20 protein-coding genes are annotated in these 20,511 nt (G+C 71.0%); 13 read left to right on the top strand and 7 right to left on the bottom strand.

Features of this window, described 5'->3' with window-relative positions; translation table 11 throughout:
* Positions 1 to 8: 8 nt before the first annotated feature.
* Positions 9 to 710: a hypothetical protein gene (locus tag AB0B90_RS01975; protein ID WP_350943299.1), complete on the top strand. Its 702-nt coding sequence runs from the start codon at positions 9 to 11 to the stop codon at positions 708 to 710.
* Between the two features lie 252 nt (positions 711 to 962).
* Here AB0B90_RS01975 and AB0B90_RS01970 read toward each other — a convergent pair whose 3' ends face one another.
* The 6 genes from AB0B90_RS01970 to AB0B90_RS01945 form a co-directional block, all read right to left on the bottom strand.
* Positions 963 to 1,679, bottom strand: a complete 717-nt coding sequence (locus tag AB0B90_RS01970; RefSeq protein WP_350943300.1) for an ABC transporter permease subunit — start codon at positions 1,677 to 1,679, stop codon at positions 963 to 965.
* Between the two features lie 2 nt (positions 1,680 to 1,681).
* Positions 1,682 to 2,596 carry an ABC transporter ATP-binding protein gene (locus AB0B90_RS01965; protein ID WP_350943301.1) on the bottom strand — a complete coding sequence of 305 codons (915 nt, stop codon included), beginning with the start codon at positions 2,594 to 2,596 and terminating at the stop codon, positions 1,682 to 1,684.
* Positions 2,593 to 3,483, bottom strand: coding sequence for an ABC transporter permease (locus AB0B90_RS01960; protein ID WP_350943303.1), 891 nt, complete (start codon positions 3,481 to 3,483; stop codon positions 2,593 to 2,595). Before AB0B90_RS01960 ends, AB0B90_RS01965 begins: the two co-directional genes overlap by 4 nt.
* A complete protein-coding gene (locus AB0B90_RS01955; protein ID WP_350943304.1) occupies positions 3,476 to 4,381 on the bottom strand; it encodes an ABC transporter ATP-binding protein in 906 nt (301 codons plus the stop codon). Before AB0B90_RS01955 ends, AB0B90_RS01960 begins: the two co-directional genes overlap by 8 nt.
* An 84-nt stretch (positions 4,382 to 4,465) precedes the next feature.
* Entirely contained in the window at positions 4,466 to 5,416 is a 951-nt protein-coding gene (locus tag AB0B90_RS01950; protein WP_350943306.1) for a DUF389 domain-containing protein, read from the bottom strand.
* A 112-nt stretch (positions 5,417 to 5,528) separates the two neighbouring features.
* Positions 5,529 to 6,110 carry a hypothetical protein gene (locus tag AB0B90_RS01945; RefSeq protein ID WP_362920289.1) on the bottom strand — a complete coding sequence of 194 codons (582 nt, stop codon included), beginning with the start codon at positions 6,108 to 6,110 and terminating at the stop codon, positions 5,529 to 5,531.
* 552 nt (positions 6,111 to 6,662) lie between these two features.
* On the opposite strand from AB0B90_RS01945, the gene AB0B90_RS01940 reads away from it, so the two are divergent.
* Together AB0B90_RS01940 and AB0B90_RS01935 are read left to right on the top strand one after the other, a co-directional pair.
* Entirely contained in the window at positions 6,663 to 7,862 is a 1,200-nt protein-coding gene (locus AB0B90_RS01940) for a cytochrome P450 (RefSeq protein WP_362920287.1), read from the top strand.
* Positions 7,863 to 8,041: 179 nt separating this feature from the next.
* Entirely contained in the window at positions 8,042 to 8,821 is a 780-nt protein-coding gene (locus AB0B90_RS01935; protein ID WP_362920285.1) for a class I SAM-dependent methyltransferase, read from the top strand.
* Positions 8,822 to 8,887: 66 nt separating this feature from the next.
* Here the strand turns inward: AB0B90_RS01935 and coaA are convergent, their stop codons facing one another.
* Complete coding sequence (gene coaA, locus AB0B90_RS01930) at positions 8,888 to 9,823, bottom strand: type I pantothenate kinase (RefSeq protein ID WP_350943312.1); 936 nt, start codon at positions 9,821 to 9,823, stop codon at positions 8,888 to 8,890.
* Positions 9,824 to 10,131: 308 nt separating this feature from the next.
* Between coaA and glmS the strand changes: the two genes are divergently transcribed.
* The 10 genes from glmS to tsaB all read left to right on the top strand — a co-directional run bounded on the left by glmS (position 10,132) and on the right by tsaB (position 20,510).
* The gene (glmS, locus tag AB0B90_RS01925; RefSeq protein ID WP_350943566.1) at positions 10,132 to 11,979 is read left to right on the top strand and encodes a glutamine--fructose-6-phosphate transaminase (isomerizing); all 1,848 of its coding nucleotides are present in this window, start codon (positions 10,132 to 10,134) and stop codon (positions 11,977 to 11,979) included.
* A 177-nt stretch (positions 11,980 to 12,156) separates the two neighbouring features.
* Entirely contained in the window at positions 12,157 to 13,572 is a 1,416-nt protein-coding gene (locus AB0B90_RS01920; RefSeq protein ID WP_350943313.1) for an alkaline phosphatase PhoX, read from the top strand.
* Positions 13,573 to 13,618: 46 nt separating this feature from the next.
* Positions 13,619 to 13,969 (top strand): holo-ACP synthase, encoded by a 351-nt coding sequence (locus AB0B90_RS01915; RefSeq protein WP_362502946.1) that lies wholly within the window; start codon positions 13,619 to 13,621, stop codon positions 13,967 to 13,969.
* Positions 13,970 to 13,979: 10 nt separating this feature from the next.
* Entirely contained in the window at positions 13,980 to 15,599 is a 1,620-nt protein-coding gene (locus tag AB0B90_RS01910) for an NAD(P)H-hydrate dehydratase (protein WP_362920282.1), read from the top strand.
* Positions 15,596 to 16,723, top strand: coding sequence for an alanine racemase (gene alr / locus AB0B90_RS01905; RefSeq protein ID WP_350943318.1), 1,128 nt, complete (start codon positions 15,596 to 15,598; stop codon positions 16,721 to 16,723). The genes AB0B90_RS01910 and alr overlap by 4 nt, the downstream gene beginning before the upstream one ends.
* Positions 16,724 to 16,743: 20 nt before the next feature.
* Positions 16,744 to 17,817 (top strand): alpha/beta hydrolase, encoded by a 1,074-nt coding sequence (locus tag AB0B90_RS01900; protein WP_350943320.1) that lies wholly within the window; start codon positions 16,744 to 16,746, stop codon positions 17,815 to 17,817.
* Between the two features lie 132 nt (positions 17,818 to 17,949).
* Complete coding sequence (tsaE, locus tag AB0B90_RS01895) at positions 17,950 to 18,402, top strand: tRNA (adenosine(37)-N6)-threonylcarbamoyltransferase complex ATPase subunit type 1 TsaE (protein ID WP_350943322.1); 453 nt, start codon at positions 17,950 to 17,952, stop codon at positions 18,400 to 18,402.
* Between the two features lie 169 nt (positions 18,403 to 18,571).
* Positions 18,572 to 19,228, top strand: coding sequence for a hypothetical protein (locus AB0B90_RS01890; RefSeq protein WP_350943324.1), 657 nt, complete (start codon positions 18,572 to 18,574; stop codon positions 19,226 to 19,228).
* A 6-nt stretch (positions 19,229 to 19,234) separates the two neighbouring features.
* Positions 19,235 to 19,795 (top strand): class F sortase, encoded by a 561-nt coding sequence (locus tag AB0B90_RS01885; RefSeq protein ID WP_350943326.1) that lies wholly within the window; start codon positions 19,235 to 19,237, stop codon positions 19,793 to 19,795.
* 31 nt (positions 19,796 to 19,826) lie between these two features.
* Positions 19,827 to 20,510, top strand: coding sequence for a tRNA (adenosine(37)-N6)-threonylcarbamoyltransferase complex dimerization subunit type 1 TsaB (gene tsaB, locus AB0B90_RS01880; protein WP_350943568.1), 684 nt, complete (start codon positions 19,827 to 19,829; stop codon positions 20,508 to 20,510).
* The last annotated feature ends 1 nt before the right edge of the window (position 20,511 follow it).

The following is a 20,511-nucleotide window of genomic DNA, read 5'->3' as shown; positions in this document are numbered from 1 at the left end:
AGAAAGCCATGGCATCGATCGTGATGACCTGTCCCTCCACCGGCCCACGGCGCGCCGCGGCCGTCTGCGGGCTCGGCGCGGCCATGGTCGTCGCCCTCGCCGCACCGTCATCGGCTGCGTCCGTACTCAAACCGCATCCCGAGGGCCCCGAGAGCAGGGGCGAGAAGGCGGCGGCCGGAGGCGTACCCAGCCTGAGCATCAGCATCGACAACGGCCGGACCGCCGCCGAGGAGGGGGACCGGCTCACCTATACCGTCAAGGTCCGTAACACCGGCGCGACCCGGGTGCGCGAACTCGACCTCACCCAGACCCTGCCGACCGGCCTCAGGTTCGTCTCGGCGGACGGCCAGGGCTCGGCCTCGAAGGGGCAGGTCCGCTGGAGCGTCGACGTACCGCCTGGCAAGGAGGCCACCTTCCACACCGTCGCGGAGGTGGGGGCCACACCGGCGGATCTCCTGCGCCTGGCCAGCATCGCCTGCGCGAGCATCGAGGGAAACGACAGGCCGATCGTCTGTGCCACCCACTCCGACCAGTTGCCGGCCGGCGCGGCGGCGGCCGAGGCCGAGCACGTGGCCGCCCACCCCGTGTCGAGCCGCCTGGGGTACGTGGGTATGGGCGCTGCTGCCGCGCTGTCGGTCCTGGTACTGGCCGGGCTACTGCTCCTCCGCCGCTCCAGGCGCGGACGCCACCTGCGGGAGCCGTCCTCGTAACGATCAGAGCGACGAAGTACGGGGTCCGTGCTCCGTCGCTCAGGAGTGTGACCGAAGCCGCGCCTCCAGGGTCCGGATGCCGACCTCCCCATCGACGACCCTGGTGCGGCGGAGCTCTCGTTCGGTCAGGACGCAGAGGTAGCCCTGAGCCATCAGGCCGGGACATCCCTCCATCTCCGGGAGTTTTCCGAGGTGGGAGAGTTCCGTGGCAGGGGCGCGAGAGCAGACGACGACATGTCGGTGCTCTTTCGTTCACTCGTCGCCGGTGAGGGAGAAGCTCCGCAGGCGTACTCCCGCCCAGACGACAGCGCCGACGGTGACGATCAACAGGGCCGGTACGGCGAAGCCGAGGGTGATCTCGGTGGAGAAGAACGCGGAGGAGGAGATCTGGTCGGCGATCGTCTGGGCCCACTGCTGGATGGAGAACCTGCGGGCGCCGGGGACGAAGTTGCCGACCACGCCCTCCCAGACGAGCGCGTAGACGATGCCGATCGTGACCGCGTGCCGGGTCAGCACCCCCAGCAGCATGAACACCGCCGCGTACGCGATCCCGCCGACGAGGGAGCCGAGCGCGAAGCCGTACGCGATGCCGGATTCGAGGTTGACCAGGAGATAGGCCGCGACGAAGGTCGGTACGGCGGCGAACAGCGCGAGCATCGAGGCGGCGACCACGAACTTGGTCTGGGCGATCACCGAGCGGGAGATCGGCTTGGACAGCAGGTGGATGATCGTGCCGTCGTCGATCTCGGGGGCGATCACCCCGGTCCCCGCGATCAGGCCGAGCAGCGGCAGCATGGTGCCGATGGCGAAGGTCTGCATGAGCGCGACGGCGGTCCGCTCGTCGGCGGCGCCGATGAACCTCATCAGCGCCGCCATGGCGATCAGCACGACGGGCAGCATGATCAGCAGCCAGATCCGGCGGCGGCCGAGGAGCGCCCGGTAGGAGATTCCGGCGATGACACCGTTCATGGTCAGCTGCTCCTGTTGATCAGGTAGGAGAAGACGCTCTCCAGGTCTTCGTCGGCGGGGGAGACCTGCATGATCCGGACGTTCGCGTCCCTGGCGACCCTGGGCAGCAGCCAGGTGAAGCGCCGGAAGTCGACGGCGTGCACCTCCAGGCCCGTCTCGGTCAGTGAGACGGAGCCCGAGGAGGCGTCGGCGATCAGCGCGGATGCGAGGCGGCGGTCGTCGCTGGAGCGGACCTTGAACAGGTGGGGGCGGTCGGTCATCCGGCGGCGGATCTCGCGGAAGTCCCCTGAGGCGGCGTGGCGTCCGGCGACGAGGACCTCGATGTGCTGGGCGACCCGCTCCACCTCCTCCAGGATGTGCGAGCTGAACAGGATGGTCTTGCCCGCGGTGCCCATGGAGCGGACCAGGTCCATCAGGTGCAGGCGCTGGCGCGGGTCCATGCCGTTGAACGGCTCGTCGAGCAGCAGGACCTGCGGGTCGTGGACGAGGGCCGCGGCCACCTTGACGCGCTGGCGCATGCCCTTGGAGTACGTCTCGATCCTGCGGTCCTTGGCGCTCTCCATCTCGACCAGGGCGAGGGCCTTGCGCGCCGCGTCGTCGGGGTTGGGCAGGCGGTGCAGCCTGGCGCTGGACAGCACGAACTGCCAGCCGGTGAGGAAGCCGTAGACGGCCTCGCGCTCGGGGACCAGGCCGATGGAGCGGTAGATCTGGTGGTTGCGCCAGATGCGGTCGCCGTCGAGGGTGACGGTGCCGTTCGAGGGGGGCAGGAAGCCGGCCATCATGTGCAGCAGGGTGGACTTGCCCGCGCCGTTCGGGCCGAGCAGTCCGGTGACGCCGGGGCCGACGGTCATGGTGATGTCGTTGACGGCGACCACGTTGCCGTACCACCGGGACACCTGGGCCAGTTCGATCTTCATCGGGAGGCCGCCTTACGGTAGCGCGCGATCAGGGCCGTGAGGGACAGGGCGATGAGTGCGATCATGATCGCTCCCGCGACCAGGGTTCCGCCGCTCGCGGGGTAGATGACGCCCGCGCTGGGCTCGGCCCCGAAGATCCCGACGTGGACGGCGGCGTCCACCAGGAAGAAGGGGTTGATCAGCCAGGCCCACGCGGCGGCGCCGTCGTCGCCCATCGACTCCAGCGTCGCGAACAGCACGGTCGACACGGCCGAGGCGAGCAGGTAGAAGGCGATGACGGAGGCCACGCCCAGGCCGCGCCTGGGGGTGAACGAGGCGATGGCCACGCCGAGGCAGGCGAGCAGCAGCGCGTAGCCGACCGCGCCGACCATGGCGGTGAGGTATTCGAAGGTGTGCGTGTCGCCGGGCAGGTCGATGACCACCTCGCCGATGTAGAGCACGGTGAGCGGCACCGCGAGCAGCAGGAACATCGCGCTCGCCATCGCCGCGAGCTTCGCCCCGACGTAGTCCCAGATCGTCACCGGGCGCGACAGGTAGAGCGGCAGCACCCGGAAGCGCAGGTCGGGCGCGACGGTGTACGGCGACTGCGAGGCGAGGAAGATCGCGAGCACGGCCTGCATGACGATGGCGTACTCGCTGTAGCGCATCCCCTCCTGCTTGATCAGCGCCATGGCCGCGATGGAGACGACCGCGGGCAGGAGCATCACGCCCAGGAGCACGAACGGGATGATCTTCGAGCGGGCGGTGCGGCCGAGCCCGAAGATCCCGCGCAGGCTGTGCACGGTGAGTGCGACGGCGGCCTGGCGTCGGCCGAGCCGTGCCCCCTCGTAGTGGCGGTATCCGATGTCGTGGATGACACCCGTGGGTTCGGAGACGGACTCAGACATTGGCGGGCTCCCTGAAGACGTCCTCGATGCGCTGGCGGCCCTGCTCCACGCGTACGAGGGAGAGGTCGAGCTCGCAGACGGCGTCGCGGAGCACGTCGAAGGTCTCCGGCGCGCGGACGTGGACGAGCAGCATCCTGCCGTGCGGGGTGACGGTCTCGCCCAGCTCGGTGAGGCGGGCCGCCAGCGCGTCCTGGCCCTCCTCGACCTCGACGGTCACCGTCTGGGTGCTCTGGGTGAAGTCCCCGATGGAGGAGGAGCGCAGCAGCTTGCCGCCGTCGATCACGATGACGTGGTCGCAGACCCGCTCCAGCTCGCCCAGCAGGTGGGAGGTGACGAGCACGCTGATGCCGAACTCCGAGCCGATCCTGCGGATGAGCGCGAGCATCTCGTCGCGGCCCCGGGGGTCGAGGCCGTTGGTGGGCTCGTCGAGCAGGACGAGGCGCGGGTCGTGCACCAGGGCCTGGGCGAGCTTGACGCGCTGCTTCATGCCGGTGGAGTAGCCGCCCATCGCCCGGTAGCGCTCCTCGTACAGCCCGACGTGGCGCAGGACGTCGGCGGCGCGCTCGCGGGCCGCGGTGCGCGGCAGGCCGGACATCTGGGCCATGTGCACGGTGAACTCGGTGGCGGACAGGTCGGGTGGCAGGCAGTCGTGCTCGGGCATGTAGCCCACGATCCGGCGGATCTCCGCGCCCTTGGTCGTCACGTCCATGCCCAGCACCTGGGCACCGCCCGCGCTGGGTTCGAGGAGGCCGAGGAGGATCTTGATCAGCGTGGACTTGCCCGCGCCGTTGGCGCCGACCAGGCCGGTCACACCGGAGCCGACGGTGACGGTGAGCTGGTCGAGCGCCGTCACCCGGGGGAAACGTCTGGTTAGTCCCTCGGTGGCGAGGATAGTCATGCTCGGACACTATCCGTCGCCGCAGGTGCGCACCTCCGTCATGCGAAGGAGTCTCCCCTCGTCCAAAAGGTCAATTCTCAGCCGCTATCTCCCACCCGGGCGCGCCGGCAGCCGCATGCCGAACCGGGACCAGTAGGCCCTCTGGACGAGCAGCGTCACCACACCGGAGATCACCATGCCCGCGACGTTCACCCCGAGCTGGACGGCCGAGGCGGCCATGTCGCCCCAGCGGGCGAGCGCGGCGGCGACCGCGAAGTATCCGGCGGCGGGGACCGTGGTGACCGAGATGAAGACGCCGACCAGGGCCGAGGACTTGCCCGCGGTGACCGAGAGCACCCCGGCGGCCCCCGCGAGCAGCGCGACGATGAACGACCACCTGTCGGGCTTCACGATGAACTCGATCTCCTCGTGCCCGGTCGCGAGCGTGCCCACGCCGATCCAGCCGAGCCCCCGCGCGGCCAGCGCGCAGACGAAGGTGATCGTGAGGGCGGCGGCGAAGCCCAGGACGAGTGTCCTGGCCGCGCGGCCGATGAGGTTCCCGTCGGTGCGGAGCAGGCCGAAGCAGATGGCCGCGATCGCGCCGAACTCCGGCCCCAGCACCATCGCGCCGATGATGAGGATCGGTGAGTTGACGATCACGCCGATCGCCGCGAGCAGCGTGGCGATCGTGAGGAACGCGAGGAAGGCCCAGGTGAGCCGGGTGTCCTCGTCGACCCGCTGGGCGAACTCCGCCCAGACCACGGCGTCCTCGCTGTCGCCGGGTGCCTCCTCCTGGGCGCGCTCGGCCGCCTGTGAGATCGACAGGTCGATCTGCTCGGCCGCGATCGACCCCTCCGTGTGGAGGCCGAGCTCCTGGAGTCGCTCGATCACCTGGTTGGCGGCCTCACGGGCGATGTCGAACTGGACGAGGTCCCCGGCCGGGGAGCGCGCGACACCGGGGAACAGGACGATGTTGAGGACGCCGACGCACTCGTCGAGCACCTTCAGCACCTTGTCCGTCAGCTCCGCCGGAGTGATCACACGTAGATGCAGCACGGGCCAACCCTAGGACCTGGCTCCCGGCCGGCTGAAGCCCGGGAGCCGTACGGTCGTCGTCCGCCCCTTTCCTGCGTCCCGACTGCCCGGGCCGGTGCGGGAGCGGAGCCCGTCAGGGAACCTTGAGGGCGGGGTCGGCGCTCAGGCGCCGGAGCAGGTCGGCTGTGCGGGAGGCCCGCTCGGCGTCCTGGCCGGTCCGGTGGTCCGACTCGATGGCGTCCGCGAGGGCGCCCAGCTCCCGCGGCGGCAGGAAGGCGTGCGCCGCGCGCAGCCGCAGCAGGATTTTGCGGCCGCCCGGCTCCTGGGCGTACAGGTACAGGTAGGGGAGCCGGTGGCCGGTCAGGTCACGGGCTCTTGAGCACTCGGGGAAGGAGTCCAGCCAGACGTGGGCCCGCGCGAGATCCACCCTGCGCGTCGTGAACGCACCGTGGACCTCCACGACGCTTCCCTCCATCTCCGCGCGGAAGCGGAGGACGCCGAGGAGGACGATGAGGAAGACCACCATGACCAGGGCGAGGGGCAGCGTCAGGATCAGCGAGGAGTCGTCGAGGGAGAGCTCGACGGCCCGCCCGATCTCCGAGATCGCGAACAGCGGGAAACCGACGAAGGGGCCGGCGAGGAGTATGGCAGCGATCTTCATGCCGGTGCTCGCGCCGACGCTCAGCTTCAGCGGACCATGAGATGAGATGCTCACATATAAGACACTAATCCACTCTTCTGGAGAGGGCTTGGTGCTGTTACGCCATACATAACCGCAGGCGGGGAAGTTTTTTACCTCCGATGGGTGAACGGCCGAAACAGGGTCCGGAAAGGTGACGGGGTGTGACGCCGGAGGTCCACTACGTCATGATCATGGCCTTGACGTGCGGATTCGTAGTCGTACGGTTACCGATCGCATCTCGGTTCACGTTTCCGGGGAAGGTGTGGGTGTGTGTTCCCGCCGCGCCCGAGCGGGAACGGACGACCTATTCACGGGATACCTCCGCAGCGTTTATTCAGCCAATTCTGTCAATAAAACACCGATATTCCCCATTGTTCACTCAATAACCATCGAGAATGACTCGCAGGTATAGGCTTCCGCTGTTCCTGGTGTGGTGTCGGCCTTTTTCGTCGTCGCCGCCTGCCGGTGGGCCCACGGTCCGGTCGCCCGCCCGGCGAAGGTGGCGGGCGGCGCCCTCTCCCGGCAGGGCGCGCGGGCGGCACCACCCGCGCGTGCACCCGAGGTCACGGACGGCATGGGGGTGGGATGGCGACGGCCGGCGAATCGGATCGGACCGCTTCCGGCGGCGCGGCGCGCCGGTACCGCCGTGACCCGCTGGGGTTCGTCGAGTGGGCGGCCCGCGAGCACGGCCCGGTGTTCCGGCTGCCCGACGACGGGTCACTGTGCGTGGCCGACCCGGTCGAGGCCCTGCGGGTGCTGCACAACGAGGAGGGTCACTACGACGAGGTGTCCGACTTCTTCCATGTCCGCGGCGGGCGGCTGGGGCCGCGGGAGACGCAGGTCGCCATCGGGCGTGCGGCGCGGGCGACGGTGCGCGCCCACCTGGCCGCCCACCGCGAGCGGCTGCCCGCCGTCGTGGCGGGGCTGGGAGAGGTCAGCGAGTGGCCGTCGGCCGGGCGCACCGCCGCGCACCGGTTCCTGGCCGAGGCGCTGCTGCGCCCGGACAGCCCGCCGGCGCTGCGGGAGCTGATGACGCGGGTGGTGGAGCGTGACGTCCTGATCCGTTCCGGCGGCCGGCCGGCACGCGTGGCGCGGGCGGCGCTGTGGGCGCGCGTGGTGCGGGCGGTCGCCGGCGAGGTGCGCGCCCGCCGGGCCGGCCGGGCCGGTGTGACCGGTCCGGCCGGTCAGGAACCCGGTCGCCCCGGAGACCTGCTGGACGCCGTGCTCGGGTCCACCCCGCCCGACACGCCCGCCGCGCAGGTCGCCCAGGTGTATCTCCTGCTGTTCCGTACCTCGGTGGCGCCGGTCGGCCACGTGGTCGGCTGGGCGCTGCTGGCGGCCGCCGCCCACGGCGTCGACCTGGCGGACGTGCCCGCGGAATCGGCCGTACGGGAGTCGCTGCGGCTGTGGCCGGTGGCGTGGCTGCTGGGCCGCCCGGTACACCGCGCCCACCGGATCGGCGGCGTGCGGCTGGAGCCGGGGGAGAGCGTGTCGGTCTGCGTCTACCTGCTGCACCGCGACGAGCGGTACTGGTCGCAGGCCGCCCGGTTCCGGCCAGGACGGTGGGACGACGGCCCCGGCCCTCGCGGGGCCTACCTGCCCTTCGGTGGCGGCCCGTTCACCTGTGCCGGGGCCGCTGTCGCGCAGACCCTGGCCACCGGCCTGCTCGCCGCCGTGAGCGACGGCGCCCGCCTGGAGGTGCGCGGCGGTCACGGGCGCCCCCACGTCGCGGGCATCATCACCCCGCCCTCGTTCCAACTGCGCCGGACCCCCATCAGACCCTGACCGCCAGCGGCCACCAGGAAGGGAGGTGAACTCCATGAGGAAGTTGCTGCGCCGTGTTACCGGCCGCCGGGTCAACCGGCAGGCATGGTTCGTCTGGTAAGACTCTCTCCCCCTCCGGCCGCGCCTGGCCTCCGACGGCCCGGCGCGGCCCCGACGGGTCCGCGCTCAGGGAGGCGCTCATGACGCATGTGGACGAGACGCTGGCGGCGTACGAGAGCGTCGCGGCACGGTACGACGAGCTGAACGCGCGGATGGACACCGCCGCCCTGGTGGACCGCTACGTGGAGATGGCGGGCCTGTACGGTACGGGCGGGCGGCGGCTGCTGGACGCCGGGTGCGGGACCGGCCGCAGCAGCGTGGCCTTCCGCGAGCGGGGGTTCGAGGTGACCGGCTACGACCTGTCGCCGGCGATGGTGGCGATGGCCGGGAGCAGACCCGGAGCCGAGGACGTCCGGTTCCTGGTGGGACGGCTGCAGGAGCCCCCGCCGGGGCTGACCGGCTTCGACGTGGTCGCCTGCGTGGACCTGCCGATGGCGTACCTGGCCGGCACGGACGAGCTGCGGTGGGCGCTGGCGTCGGCGCGCGACCAGCTCGCGGACGGCGGGGTGCTGATCTTCGACCTGAGCACCATCGGCTACTACCGGCGTACGTTCGGCGTCCCAACGGTCGCCGACCGCGGGGACCGGTACGTGGCGTGGTTCGCGGCGTCGCCGCGGATCGAGGCCGACGCGGTCGTGGTCACCCAGTTCGACCTGTTCGAGCGGGTCGGCGCGGGCTGGGAGCGGGTGTCGATGCGGCACGTGCAGCGGCACCGCTCCGACCGGACGGTGCGCCGGGTGGCCGAGCGGGCCGGGCTGCGCGTCGTGGCCACCCGCGGGCTGGTGGGGACGTCGGCGCGGGAGCCGGCCGACGAGGACGACCACGACCGGATCCTGTACGTCGCCCGCCGGGCCGACTGAGTCTCCCCCGGACCCCGAACCGGCGCCGCGTCCGAGCCGCTCGGTCGTCGTTTCCTACGTTTCCGATCAGATGCGGCGGAGGCGGACGCGCTGGATGGAGTGGTTGGCGTCCTTGTGGAGGACGAGATCGGCCCGGCCTCTGGTGGGGGCGATGTTCTCGACGAGGTTGCGCTCGTTGATGTCGCGCCAGATATTTCTGGCGAAGTCGGTCGCCTCCTCCTCCGACAGGCCGGCGAGATATTTGAAGTAGGACTTCGGGTCCTCGAAGGCCGTACGCCGGAGCTTGTGGAAACGGTCCACGTACCAGTCGCGGATGTGTTCGACCTTGGCGTCCACGTAGATCGAGAAGTCGAAGTAGTCGTTGATCGCGAGGGCGGTGGGCGGTGCGGGCTGCAGGACGTTGAGGCCCTCGACGATGAGGATGTCGGGTCGGCGCACGGTCTGGGTCGCGCCGGGCACGATGTCGTACTCCAGGTGGCTGTAGACCGGGGCCGTCACCTCCGGAAGGCCCGCCTTGACGTCGGCGACGAACCTGACCAGGGCCCGCCGGTCGTAGCTCTCGGGAAAGCCCTTCCTGTGCATGATGTCCCTCGCGGTGAGGACCTCGTTGGGGAAGAGGAAGCTGTCGGTGGTGATCAGGTCCACCCGGGGGTGCTCGGGCCAGCGGGCCAGCAGGGTGTGCAGCAGCCGGGCCGTGGTCGACTTGCCGACCGCGACGCTCCCCGCGATGCCCAGGACGTACGGGGCCGTCCTGCGCCCGCCGCCGAGGAAGGTGTTGAGCGCCGCGCTGCGCTGCCTGGCCCCGGTGAAGTGGAGGTTGAGCAGCCGGGTGAGCGGCAGGTAGATGTCGGTGACCTCGGCCAGGTCGATCGGGTCGTCGACGCCGCGTAGTTCCTCCAGCTCGTCCTCGGTGAGCGTGAGGGGCGTGTTCTTGCGGAGTTCGCTCCACTGAGCCCGGCTGAGCTGCACGTACGGTGTCGCGGTGTCCAAACCGTTGGCCATGTTCAGAGAGCCTACTGATCCGTCGAGGGCGGGTTCCTGGCGGGTGTTGGTCCGTGGGACGGGGTTCTGGCGGGTGTCGGTGTGCCGGGGGCGGCCTCCCGGTGGGTGTTGGTGTGCCGGGAGCGCTTCCCGGTGGGTGCTGGTGTGCCGGCAGCGGTTCCCGACGGGTGCTGGTGCGTCGGGAGCGCTTCCCGACGAGGGATGGTGCGTCGGGAGCGCTTCCCGACGGGTACCGGGCGGGATTCTTGGTCTGTCCGGGGGGTTCTCCATAGACGCACCGGACGACTTCTCAGGGAGGGGGTATGACAATGTGCGGAATAGTGGGATATACGGGACAGCGCCAGGCGATCGAGGTCGCGGTCGAGGGGCTGGGCCGCCTGGAGTACCGGGGATACGACTCGGCGGGGATCGCTCTGGTCGGGGCGGACGGCCTGGTCGTGGAGAAGCGGGCGGGGAAGCTGGCCAACCTGCGCTCGGCGCTGGTCTCACGTCCCACACCGCCGGCCGCGGCGACGACGGGGATCGGGCACACCCGGTGGGCCACCCACGGGGCCCCCACCGACCGCAACGCCCATCCGCACACCGACTGCGAGGGACGGATCGCGGTCATCCACAACGGGATCATCGAGAACTTCGCCGCGCTCAGGGCCGAGCTGGAGAACGCGGGGCACAGGATCGTCTCCGAGACCGACACGGAGGTGGTGGCGCACCTGCTGGAGCGGTTCGCCGCCGGAGGGCTCATGGAGGCGATGCGCCGGGTCTGCCTGCGGCTGGAGGGGGCGTTCACCCTGCTCGCGATCTCGGCCGACGAGCCCGACGTGGTGGTGGGCGCGCGGCGCAACTCACCGCTGGTCATCGGCAGGGGCGAGGGGGAGAACTTCCTCGGCTCGGACGTGGCGGCGTTCATCGCGTACACGCGCGAGGCGGTGGAACTGGGCCAGGACCAGGTGGTCGAACTGCGTCCCTCGAAGATCACGGTCACCGACTTCCAGGGCCTCCCGGCCGTGACGCGCGACTACCACGTCGACTGGGACGCCTCGGCCGCGGAGAAGGACGGCTACGACCACTTCATGCTCAAGGAGATCGCCGAGCAGCCCCGGGCCGTCGCCGACACGCTGCTCGGCAGGGTCGGCGAGGACGGCCGGCTGGTGCTGGACGAGATGCGACTGTCCGACCAGGAGCTACGTGACATCAACAAGATCATTCTGGTCGCCTGTGGGACCTCCTACCACGCCGGGCTCATCGCGAAGTACGCCATCGAGCACTGGGCGAGGCTGCCCTGCGAGGTCGAGGTGGCGAGCGAGTTCCGCTACCGCGACCCGATCCTCACCCGGGACACGCTGGTGATCGTGATCAGCCAGTCGGGCGAGACCATGGACACCCTCATGGCGGTACGGCACGCGCGCGGGCAGCGGTCGCGGGTGCTGGCGGTCTGCAACGTGAACGGTTCCACGATCTCCCGCGAGTCCGACGCCGTCCTCTACACGCACGCGGGCCCGGAGGTCGCGGTGGCCTCCACCAAGGCGTTCCTCACCCAGCTGGTGGCGTGCTACCTGGTGGCGCTCTATCTCGCCCAGGTCAGGGGGACGAAGTACGGCGACGAGATCACCCAGATCGTCGACCGGCTGGCGGAGGCGCCGTCGAAGGTGAGCGAGGTCCTCTCGACCGTCGAGCCGGTCCGCGCGCTGGCCAGGTCGCTCGCCGACGAGCGGTGTGTGCTCTTCCTCGGGCGGCACGTGGGCTTTCCCGTCGCGCTGGAGGGGGCGCTGAAGCTCAAGGAACTGGCGTACATGCACGCGGAGGGCTTCGCGGCGGGCGAGCTGAAGCACGGCCCGATAGCGCTGATCGACAAGGGGCTCCCGGTCGTGGTCGTCGTCCCTTCGCCTTCGGGCCAGCGGATGATCCATGACAAGATCGTGTCCAACATCCAGGAGATCCGGGCGAGGGGCGCGAGGACCCTCGTCGTCGCCGAGGAGGGGGACGTCGCGGTCGGGCGCTACGCCGACACGCTGATCCACATCCCGGTCGTGCCGACCCTGCTCCAGCCGCTGGTCGCCGCGGTGCCGCTCCAGGTCTTCGCCTGCGAGCTGGCCACGGCCAAGGGGCACGACGTCGACCAGCCCCGCAACCTCGCCAAGTCGGTCACGGTGGAGTAAGCCCTCCCCGCGCGTTGTCCACAGCCTGTGGATAAAGTCTATGGATTACCCACAGCCGTAAGTGGGTATAGGCTCTGCCCTTCTTCTTGTCCCATTAAGTGTCGATATATGCCATATAACGGTTTACTGAGGCGCATCAACGTGGCGTGAATCCACCGGATCCAAGGGAGCCGCAAGATGGACCGTCGTCGTTTCCTCGCCCGAGGTGGCGCACTGGCCGCGCTGGGGGTGGCCGGGCCGTTCGCGGGGGTCGCGCGGGCGGGGGCGAACGGGGAGCTTCTCCCGGGGGCCGGGTACGGCCCGCTGAAGCCGGTCAAGGACGAGCGGGACGGCGTGGTGCGCCTCCACCTGCCCGACGGCTTCCACTACCGGTCCTTCAGCTCGGCCGGCGACAAGTACAGCGACGGATCCACCGTCCCCTCCAGGCACGACGGCATGGCCGCGTTCCGCGGGCCGGGCGGCAGCGCGATCCTCATCCGCAACCACGAGGTCAACGGCCCGGTCGGCGCGTTCGGAAACCCGGCCAAGGCCTACGATCCGGCGGCCGGCGGCGGCACCTCGACGCTCAGGGTCACCCGCTACGGCAAGGTGCTCACCTCCGCCCCCAGCCTGACCGGCACCCAGATGAACTGCTCGGGCGGCCCGATGCCCTGGGGTGCCTGGGTGAGTTGCGAGGAGACCGTGAACGGGCCGGACGTGGGCGACGACTTCACCGGCCAGGACAACGGCAAGCTCACGCGCAAGCACGGCTACATCTTCGAGGTCCCGCTCGACGGCCAGGCCGGAGGACCGATCAGGAACGCCGGGCGGTTCGCCCACGAGTCGGTCGCGTTCGACGGGTTCACCGGCGCGCTCTACCTCACCGAGGACAACTTCGGCTTCGCCTCCGGCTTCTACCGCTACCTGCCCCCGAAGAACCCGCTGACGGCCCGCCGCATCCTCGACGGCGGCCGGCTCCAGATGCTGGCCGTGCGTGGCGCGCCCGGCAAGAACCTCTCCCTCGGCCAGCCCAGGGGAGCCTCGTACTCGACGACCTGGGTGGACATCGACGACCCCGACCCCACCTTCATCGGCACCCCCGCCAACAGCCTCGCCCTCCAGGCCGTCGGCAACCAGGGCAGGGCGAAGGGCGCGGCGCTCTTCTCCCGGCTGGAGGGGGCGATCAACCACCACGGCACGATCTACTTCGTCTCCACCCAGGGCGGCGCGACCGCGTCCGGCGACACCCCGCGCGGCGGCTTCGGCAAGGGGCGCGGCCAGGTGTGGGCGTACGAGACGTGGAGCGGGCGGCTCAAACTCGTCTACGAGTCGCCGGGCGCGGTCACCCTCGACCTGCCGGACAACGTCACCGCCAGCCCCAGAGGCACCCTGGTCCTGTGCGAGGACGGCGCGGGTGACAACTACCTGCGCGGCCTCACCCGCCAGGGCGAGATCTTCGACTTCTCCCGCCTCGCCCCCGTCCGCGGCGACTCCGACGCCGAGTTCGCCGGCTCGACCTTCGGCCCCGGCGGTCACACCCTCTACGTCAACGTCCAGTCCACCAAGGGGACGAGCTTCGCCATCTGGGGCCCCTGGCAGCGCGGCGGCTTCTGACCGGCGGGAACGCGGGCCGACGGCGCGACGCCACTAGCCTGGGAGGGTGATCGTTGGTATCGGTGTCGACGTCGTGGACGTGGCGAGGTTCGAGGCGACGCTGGTGCGGACGCCCGCGCTGCGGGGACGCCTGTTCACCGAAGGGGAGAGCGGGCTGGCCACGGAGTCCCTCGCCGCCAGGTTCGCGGCGAAGGAGGCCGTCGCGAAGGCCCTCGGCGCCCCTCCCGGGCTGCGTCACCTGGACGCCGAGGTGCTCAGCGGGGAGCACGGGCGGCCCGAGCTGCGGGTGACCGGCCGGGTGGCGGACGTCGCCGAGGCCCTGGGCGTGGCCCGGTGGCACGTCTCCCTCACCCACGACGGGGGCGTCGCGATCGCCTACGTGATCGCCGAGGGATAGATTCGGTGGAATGCGGACCGCGTACACCTCCGACCAGATCAGGGCGGCCGAGGCGGCACTGATGGCGACGCTGCCCGAGGGCGCCCTGATGGAGAGGGCGGCCACCGGGCTCGCGGTGGCCTGCGCCAGGATGCTCGGCGGCGTGTACGGCTCCCGCGTCGTGCTGCTCGTCGGCGGTGGCGACAACGGCGGTGACGCCCTTTACGCCGGGGCCCGTCTCGCGGCCAGGGGGGCGAGGGTCGACGCGCTCCTCGCCGGTACGCGCGTCCACGCGGCGGGTCTGGAGGCCCTGCGCCGCGCGGGCGGCCGCGTCACCCGGCTCAACCCCGATCACGGCTCCGGCCCCGGCCCCGGCCACGATCCCGGTTCCGGTTCCGACCGCGATCCCGGTTCCGGTTCCGGTCCCGGCGCGGGAAACGGGCCCGGTCTCGCGGTGGCCACCGCGGATCCCGCGGGTGCGCGCGTTCGCGGCCTGCTCGACGCGGCGGACCTGATCGTGGACGGGATGCTCGGGATCGGCGGGGCCGGGGCACTCAGGGAGCCGTACGCGACCCTCGCCCGGCTCGCGAACGACGCGCCCGGCGAGGTCGTCGCGGTGGACGTGCCCAGCGGCGTGGACGCGAGCAGCGGCCGGGTGGAGGGTCCCGCGGTCGTCGCGGACGCCACCGTCACGTTCGGGGCGTGGAAGATCGGGTTGCTCGTCGATCCCGGCTCCCGGCACGCGGGCCGGACGGAACTCGTGGACATCGGCCTCGGCCCCCACCTGCCCGAGCCCGAGGCGGTCGCGCCGACGGACGCCGACGTGGCCGCGATGCTGCCCAGACCCGACGCCTCGTCCGACAAGTACCGCCGGGGCGTCGTCGGGGTCGCGGCGGGCAGCGAGCTCTACACCGGCGCCGCGGTGCTGGCGGTGGGCGGGGCACTGCGGGCCGGGGTGGGCATGGTCCGCTACGCGGGGGGCGCGGAGCCGGTGGCCCAGGTGCGGGCCCGCTGGCCGGAGGCCGTGATCACCACGCTCGCCCCCGGGGAGGGGGTCGAGAGGGTGGGCCGCGTGCAGGCGTGGGTGCTCGGCCCCGGCCTCGGCACCGGCGACGAGGCCCGCGCCGTCGCCCGTTCCGTGCTGTCGAGCGAGGTCCCCGTGCTCGTCGACGCCGACGCGCTCACCCTGGTGGCCCAGGACAGGGCGCTGCTCCGCAGGGACTCGCCGGTCCTGATCACCCCGCACGCGGGCGAGCTCTCCCGCCTGATCGGTGTGCCGAGGGAGCGGATCGAGGCGCGGCGCCTGGAGAGCGTACGGCGGGCGGCGGCGGAACTGGGGGTGACCGTGCTGCTCAAGGGCTCGACCACGCTGGTCGCCGAGGAGGACCGGCCGGTCGGGATCAACCTCACCGGCAGCCCCTGGCTCGCGACCGGCGGCACCGGCGACGTGCTGGCGGGTCTGGCGGGCGCGCTGCTGGCCGCGGGACTGAGCGGGTACGACGCGGCCTCCTGCGCCGCGTATCTGCACGGAATCGCCGGTCGTCAGGGCCCTCTCACCGCCTGGGACGTCGCCGAGGCCCTGCCGGAGGTGGCGCGCTCCCTGCTCGGCGGGCCTCGGCATCGCCTCTCACCTGCCAAACTGGGGTCATGAGTTTCCCGATGACTCCCGCCGAGGCACGGGTGGATCTCTCGGCGATTCGTGAGAACGTGAGGCAGCTCGCGAGCCACGCTCCCGGCGCCGAGATGATGGTCGCGGTCAAGGCCGACGCCTACGGGCACGGGCTGGTTCCCGTGGCCCGCGCCTGCCTGGAGGCCGGCGCGGGACGGCTGGGCACCGCCTACATCCGCGAGGCCCTGGAACTGAGGGCCGCCGGGATCACCGCGCCGATCCTGGCGTGGATCATCCCGCCGGGAGAGCCGCTTGAGCAGGCCGTCGGGCACGACATCGAGCTCTCGGCGAGCTCCGTCTCGATGATCGACGCGATCGCCGACGCCGCCGCGGAGGCCGGTGGGGCGGCGAGGGTGCACCTGAAGGTCGACACCGGCATGTCACGCGGCGGCGCGACGGCGGCGGAATGGGCGGCCCTGGTCCAGCGGGCGTTGCGGCACCGGGCCGAGGGCGTGATCGAGATCGTCGGGCTCTGGTCCCACTTCGCCTGCGCCGACATCCCGGGAGACCCGTCCATCGCGGCCCAGCTGGCGGCCTTCGACGAGGCGCTGCACATCGCGGAGAAGGCCGGGGCCGGAGGCTCCCACGTCATCAGGCACATCGCCAACTCGGCGGCGATCCTGACGCTGCCGCAGGCACGCTACGACATGGTCCGTCCTGGCATCGCGACCTTCGGCCTGAGCCCCGTGCCCCGGCTCGGAGGTTTCGGGCTGCATCCGGCGATGACGCTCGTCGCCCGGATCGCCCTGGTCAAACGGGTGCCCGCCAGGTCGGGCGTCTCCTACGGACACCTGTACGTCACGGATCGTGAGACGACGCTTGGCCTCGTCCCCCTCGGGTATGCGGACGGGGTCCTACGGCACGCCACCAACGTGGCGGAGGTGATGGCCGGTGGCCGCAGACGGCGGATCGCGGGCAGGGTCTGCATGGACCAGTTCATGATCGACGTAGGAGACGACCCGCTGACGGAGGGTGACGAGGTGATCCTGTTCGGCGACGGTTCCCGTGGCGAGCCCACCGCTCAGGAGTGGGCGGATTCCCTCGACACGATCACGCATGAGATCGTGACCAGGATCGGTTCGCGGGTCCCGCGCGTTTACCGGTGAAAGGAAGCTCAGGGGGGCGCATGAGTAGTACCAGACGGCGCAAGGTCGGTATCGCGGGCGCGGTCGTCGGTGTCACGTCGGCCGGAGTGGCCGCAGGGGCTCTCGCCAAGCGGTACGCCGTCGGACGCATCAGGCTCCGCCCCGACCTGGAGGCGAGCGAGCCGCTCGGAGAGCTGCGCGGCCGTCCCACCACGGTCACCACCTCCGACGGTGTTCCCCTGTACGCCGAGGTCGACGGGCAGGAGGAGGCTCCGCTGACCGTGGTGTTCTGCCACGGTTACACGCTCAACCTCGACTCCTGGCACTACCAGCGGCGTGACCTGGGCGGCGAGCACCGCCTGGTCCTGTGGGACCAGCGCTCCCACGGGCGCTCGCCACGCATCCCGATGAAGGACTGCTCGATCGACCGGCTGGGCGACGACCTGGCCGAGGTGATCGAGGCGCTGGTGCCCGGTCCGTGCGTGCTCGTCGGCCACTCCATGGGCGGTATGACGATCATGGCGCTGGCCGACAGGCACCCGGAGCTGTTCGGCGACAGGATCAAGGGCGTGGCGCTGATCTCCACCTCCACCGGCAAGCTCGGCGAGATCTCCCTGGGTCTGCCCGCGCTGCTGTCGAAGGCGGTGCACAAGGTCACGCCGGGCACGGTGTCGCTCCTGAGACGCGGTGGCTCGCTGGTCGACAAGAGCCGCCAGGTCGGCAACGACGTGGCCTTCCTCGTCCTGCGCCACCTGGGTTTCGGTGATTCCAAGAACATCAGCCCCACGGTCGTCGACTTCGCCGAGTCGATGATCCGCTCCACCCCGTTCGAGGTGATCGCCGAGTTCTACCCGGCGCTGATGTCGCACGACAAGCTGAGCGCGCTACGCGTGCTGGACGAGGTCCCGACCTCCATCATGGTCGGCGACAAGGACTGGCTCACCCCTGTCGAGCACAGCAGGGCGATGGCTGCGGCGCTGCCGAGCGCCCGGTTCACCGAGGTTCCGGAAAGTTCGCACCTGGTCCAGCTGGAGCGGCCTACCGTGGTCAACGACGCCCTGCACGACCTGCTCAAGCGGGTGGACGCGGCCGACATCGATGACGAGGACCGGTGAGCCGCAGGCGCACGTACGGCGTACGGTGAGCCCTGAGCGGGGTTCGCCGGGGCCGTGAACGGCGCTGAGCCCTGGAAGGTCCTGGAAGACCTCGTGAGGCCCAGGAAGGCATGGAACAGGAGTGACGAAGCGGTGAGAATCGTGGCGACCGCCGAGGAGATGCGGGAGCTGGGCGAGGAGTTGGCGGCCCTGTTGCGCCCGGGGGACCTCGCGGTGCTCTCGGGCCCGCTCGGCGCGGGCAAGACGACCCTGGTGCAGGGGATCGCCGAAGGGCTCAAGGTGCGCGGCCCGATCACCTCGCCGACCTTCGTCATCGCCCGGGTGCACCCCTCGCTCTCGGGTGGACCGGCCCTGGTCCACGTCGACGCCTACCGCCTCGGGGGTGATCTGGAGGTCGACGACCTGGACCTGGACGCCTCGATCGAGGAGTCGGTGACGGTCGTGGAGTGGGGCGAGGGCCTGGTGGAGGGGCTCGCCGACGACCGGCTGGAGATCCTCATCGGCAGGGGCGCCTCCGAAGAGCCGGGGGAGGAGCGGACCGTCGCCCTCAGGGGAATCGGGCCGCGCTGGCACGGCGTCATCTGATCTGCCTACAAAGACAGAGAAATCCTGGCACGCTCGGACTACGCACCATTGGTCTAGATCGTCAGGCGTGATGATCGACTCTTGCGGGTTTGCCCATGTTTAATGGGGAACAGGTGGGAAATCGTGCCGGGCGAGGGTCGTCGGCCGGAGGGCGAAGTGGAGTTCGACGGTGCCAAGCGTCAAGCGTGTCGCGGTTGTGGGAGCCATCCTCCTTTTCGGACTGGTCGGGTGCTCTGCGGGTGCCGAAACGGCCGACCCGTCGGGCACACCCACCACGGCCCCACCTGATTCCGGCATCAGCCGGCAGGACATCGAGGTCCAACTCCAGCCGGCCCGCGCCAAGGCCGGGCAGAAGGTATGGATCCTGGCCAACTGCCCGATCCCGCAGGGCGGCCCCGAGCATCGCGGTACCGCGTCCTCCAAGATCTTCCGAACCCCGGTGACCCTCGACCCGATCCTCGCGACGCCCACGCCCGACCCCGCCTCGACCGCGACCCCGGCGCCGCGTCCGTGGGTCCGTGGCCAGGCCACCGTCGCCGAGGGCACCGAACCCGGGATCCACGAGGTCAACGCGAGGTGCGAGGGGACCAACGACACCGGCAAGGCCAACCTCAGGATCGTGGCCGACACCGAGCCGAGCTCCACCCCCACCTCCAAGCCGACCAGGACGATCATCAGCACCGAGGCGCCGGAGACGGGTGGCGGCGGCACCGCCGCCGGAGGCCCGAACGACTCGGGCGCCCCGATCGGCACGACCGGCGTCCTGCTCGCCCTCGCCCTGGCCGGCGGCATCGGCATCGCGGTCGTGCGTCGCCGCCGTTCGTAGTCCTCCATGGCCGATTCAACCCGCTGGTCCAGGATCGTCCTGGCCGGGGTCATCACCGGCGTCGTCCTGGTCGCGTTCGGCAACCGGGGCGGCGAGGTCGAGAAGGAGAAGGCGCCCGCCCGCGCGTCGGTCTCGCCCAGCCGCATCGACATCCCCTCGTTGGGGATCAAGGCGCCGCTGATGAAGCTCGGCGTGACCGACGGCCGGGTCGACCTGCCGCCGTACGAGAAGCCGAACGTCGCGGGCTGGGTGAAGGACAGCGCGGTCCCCGGTGACGAGGGGTCCGCGGTGATCCTCGGGCACGTGGACACCAAGACCGCGCCCGCGGTCTTCTACAAGCTCAAGGAGATGCGGGAGGGGCAGGTGATCAAGGTCGTACGCAGCGACGGCAAGGTCGCCCAGTACCGGGTGGACACGGTCGAGCAGATCAGCAAGAACCGGTTCCCGGCCGACAAGGTCTATCTGGAGGACGGCCTGCGACTGATCACCTGCGGCGGGTCCTTCGACTGGGACAACCACGAGTATCGCGACAACCTCATCGTCTACGCCACCCTGGTCAAGACCTGAGCCCTCGCGGGACGGGCTAGGCTAAGTGTTCGTGCTGGTCCTGGCCTTTGACACCGCGACCCCCGCCGTCACCGCAGCTCTGCACGACGGTGCGAGGGTCCTCGCCGAGTCGACGACGATCGACGCGCGCCGCCACGGTGAGCTGCTCGTCCCCACGATCGAGACGGTCCTGAGCGAGGCCGGGGCCTCGCTCCGCGACGTCACCGCCATCGTCGCGGGCTCGGGACCCGGCCCCTACACCGGCCTGCGGGTCGGCCTGGTGACCGCCCAGGCCCTCGCGACGTCGCTGGGCGTCCCGGCGTACGGCGTGTGCACCCTCGACGCGCTCGCGTACGGCAGCGGACCGGACGAGCCGTTCCTGGTGGCCACCGACGCCCGGCGCAAGGAGGTGTTCTGGGGCCACTACCGGGACCCGCGCACCCGGCTGTCGGGCCCCGCGGTGGACCGGCCCCAGGACCTGCCGGGGGAGCTCCCGCTGGTCGGCGCGGGCGCGCGGATGTACGCCGAGATCGTCGGCGCCTCCCGGATCCTGGACGTGCCGGAGTATCCCGGCGCGGGCGCGATGGCGGCGCTCGCCGCCGGGCGACTCGGCGAGCCGGGCGTCCGCGAGGCCGCGGAGAGCGGCACCCACCCCGTGCTCGGCCCGCCCAGGCCGATCTACCTGCGCCGGCCCGACGCCAAGGTGCCTTCGGCGCCCAAGAAGGTCTCCACGTGAC

This window comes from Streptosporangium sp. NPDC049078 (genome assembly GCF_040648855.1).
Classification (GTDB): domain Bacteria; phylum Actinomycetota; class Actinomycetes; order Streptosporangiales; family Streptosporangiaceae; genus Streptosporangium.
The sequence above is the reverse complement of the archived record's forward strand: the minus strand, read 5'-3'. Positions and strand labels throughout refer to the sequence as shown.

Coding starts and splice junctions, on each gene's coding strand:
- AB0B90_RS01975 (WP_350943299.1), top strand. CDS start 9: ATGGCATCGATCGTGATGACCTGTCCCTCCACCGGCCCACGGCGCGCC.
- AB0B90_RS01970 (WP_350943300.1), bottom strand. CDS start 1,679: ATGAACGGTGTCATCGCCGGAATCTCCTACCGGGCGCTCCTCGGCCGC.
- AB0B90_RS01965 (WP_350943301.1), bottom strand. CDS start 2,596: ATGAAGATCGAACTGGCCCAGGTGTCCCGGTGGTACGGCAACGTGGTC.
- AB0B90_RS01960 (WP_350943303.1), bottom strand. CDS start 3,483: ATGTCTGAGTCCGTCTCCGAACCCACGGGTGTCATCCACGACATCGGA.
- AB0B90_RS01955 (WP_350943304.1), bottom strand. CDS start 4,381: ATGACTATCCTCGCCACCGAGGGACTAACCAGACGTTTCCCCCGGGTG.
- AB0B90_RS01940 (WP_362920287.1), top strand. CDS start 6,663: ATGGCGACGGCCGGCGAATCGGATCGGACCGCTTCCGGCGGCGCGGCG.
- AB0B90_RS01935 (WP_362920285.1), top strand. CDS start 8,042: ATGACGCATGTGGACGAGACGCTGGCGGCGTACGAGAGCGTCGCGGCA.
- coaA (WP_350943312.1), bottom strand. CDS start 9,823: ATGGCCAACGGTTTGGACACCGCGACACCGTACGTGCAGCTCAGCCGG.
- glmS (WP_350943566.1), top strand. CDS start 10,132: ATGTGCGGAATAGTGGGATATACGGGACAGCGCCAGGCGATCGAGGTC.
- AB0B90_RS01920 (WP_350943313.1), top strand. CDS start 12,157: ATGGACCGTCGTCGTTTCCTCGCCCGAGGTGGCGCACTGGCCGCGCTG.
- AB0B90_RS01910 (WP_362920282.1), top strand. CDS start 13,980: ATGCGGACCGCGTACACCTCCGACCAGATCAGGGCGGCCGAGGCGGCA.
- alr (WP_350943318.1), top strand. CDS start 15,596: ATGAGTTTCCCGATGACTCCCGCCGAGGCACGGGTGGATCTCTCGGCG.
- AB0B90_RS01900 (WP_350943320.1), top strand. CDS start 16,744: ATGAGTAGTACCAGACGGCGCAAGGTCGGTATCGCGGGCGCGGTCGTC.
- AB0B90_RS01885 (WP_350943326.1), top strand. CDS start 19,235: ATGGCCGATTCAACCCGCTGGTCCAGGATCGTCCTGGCCGGGGTCATC.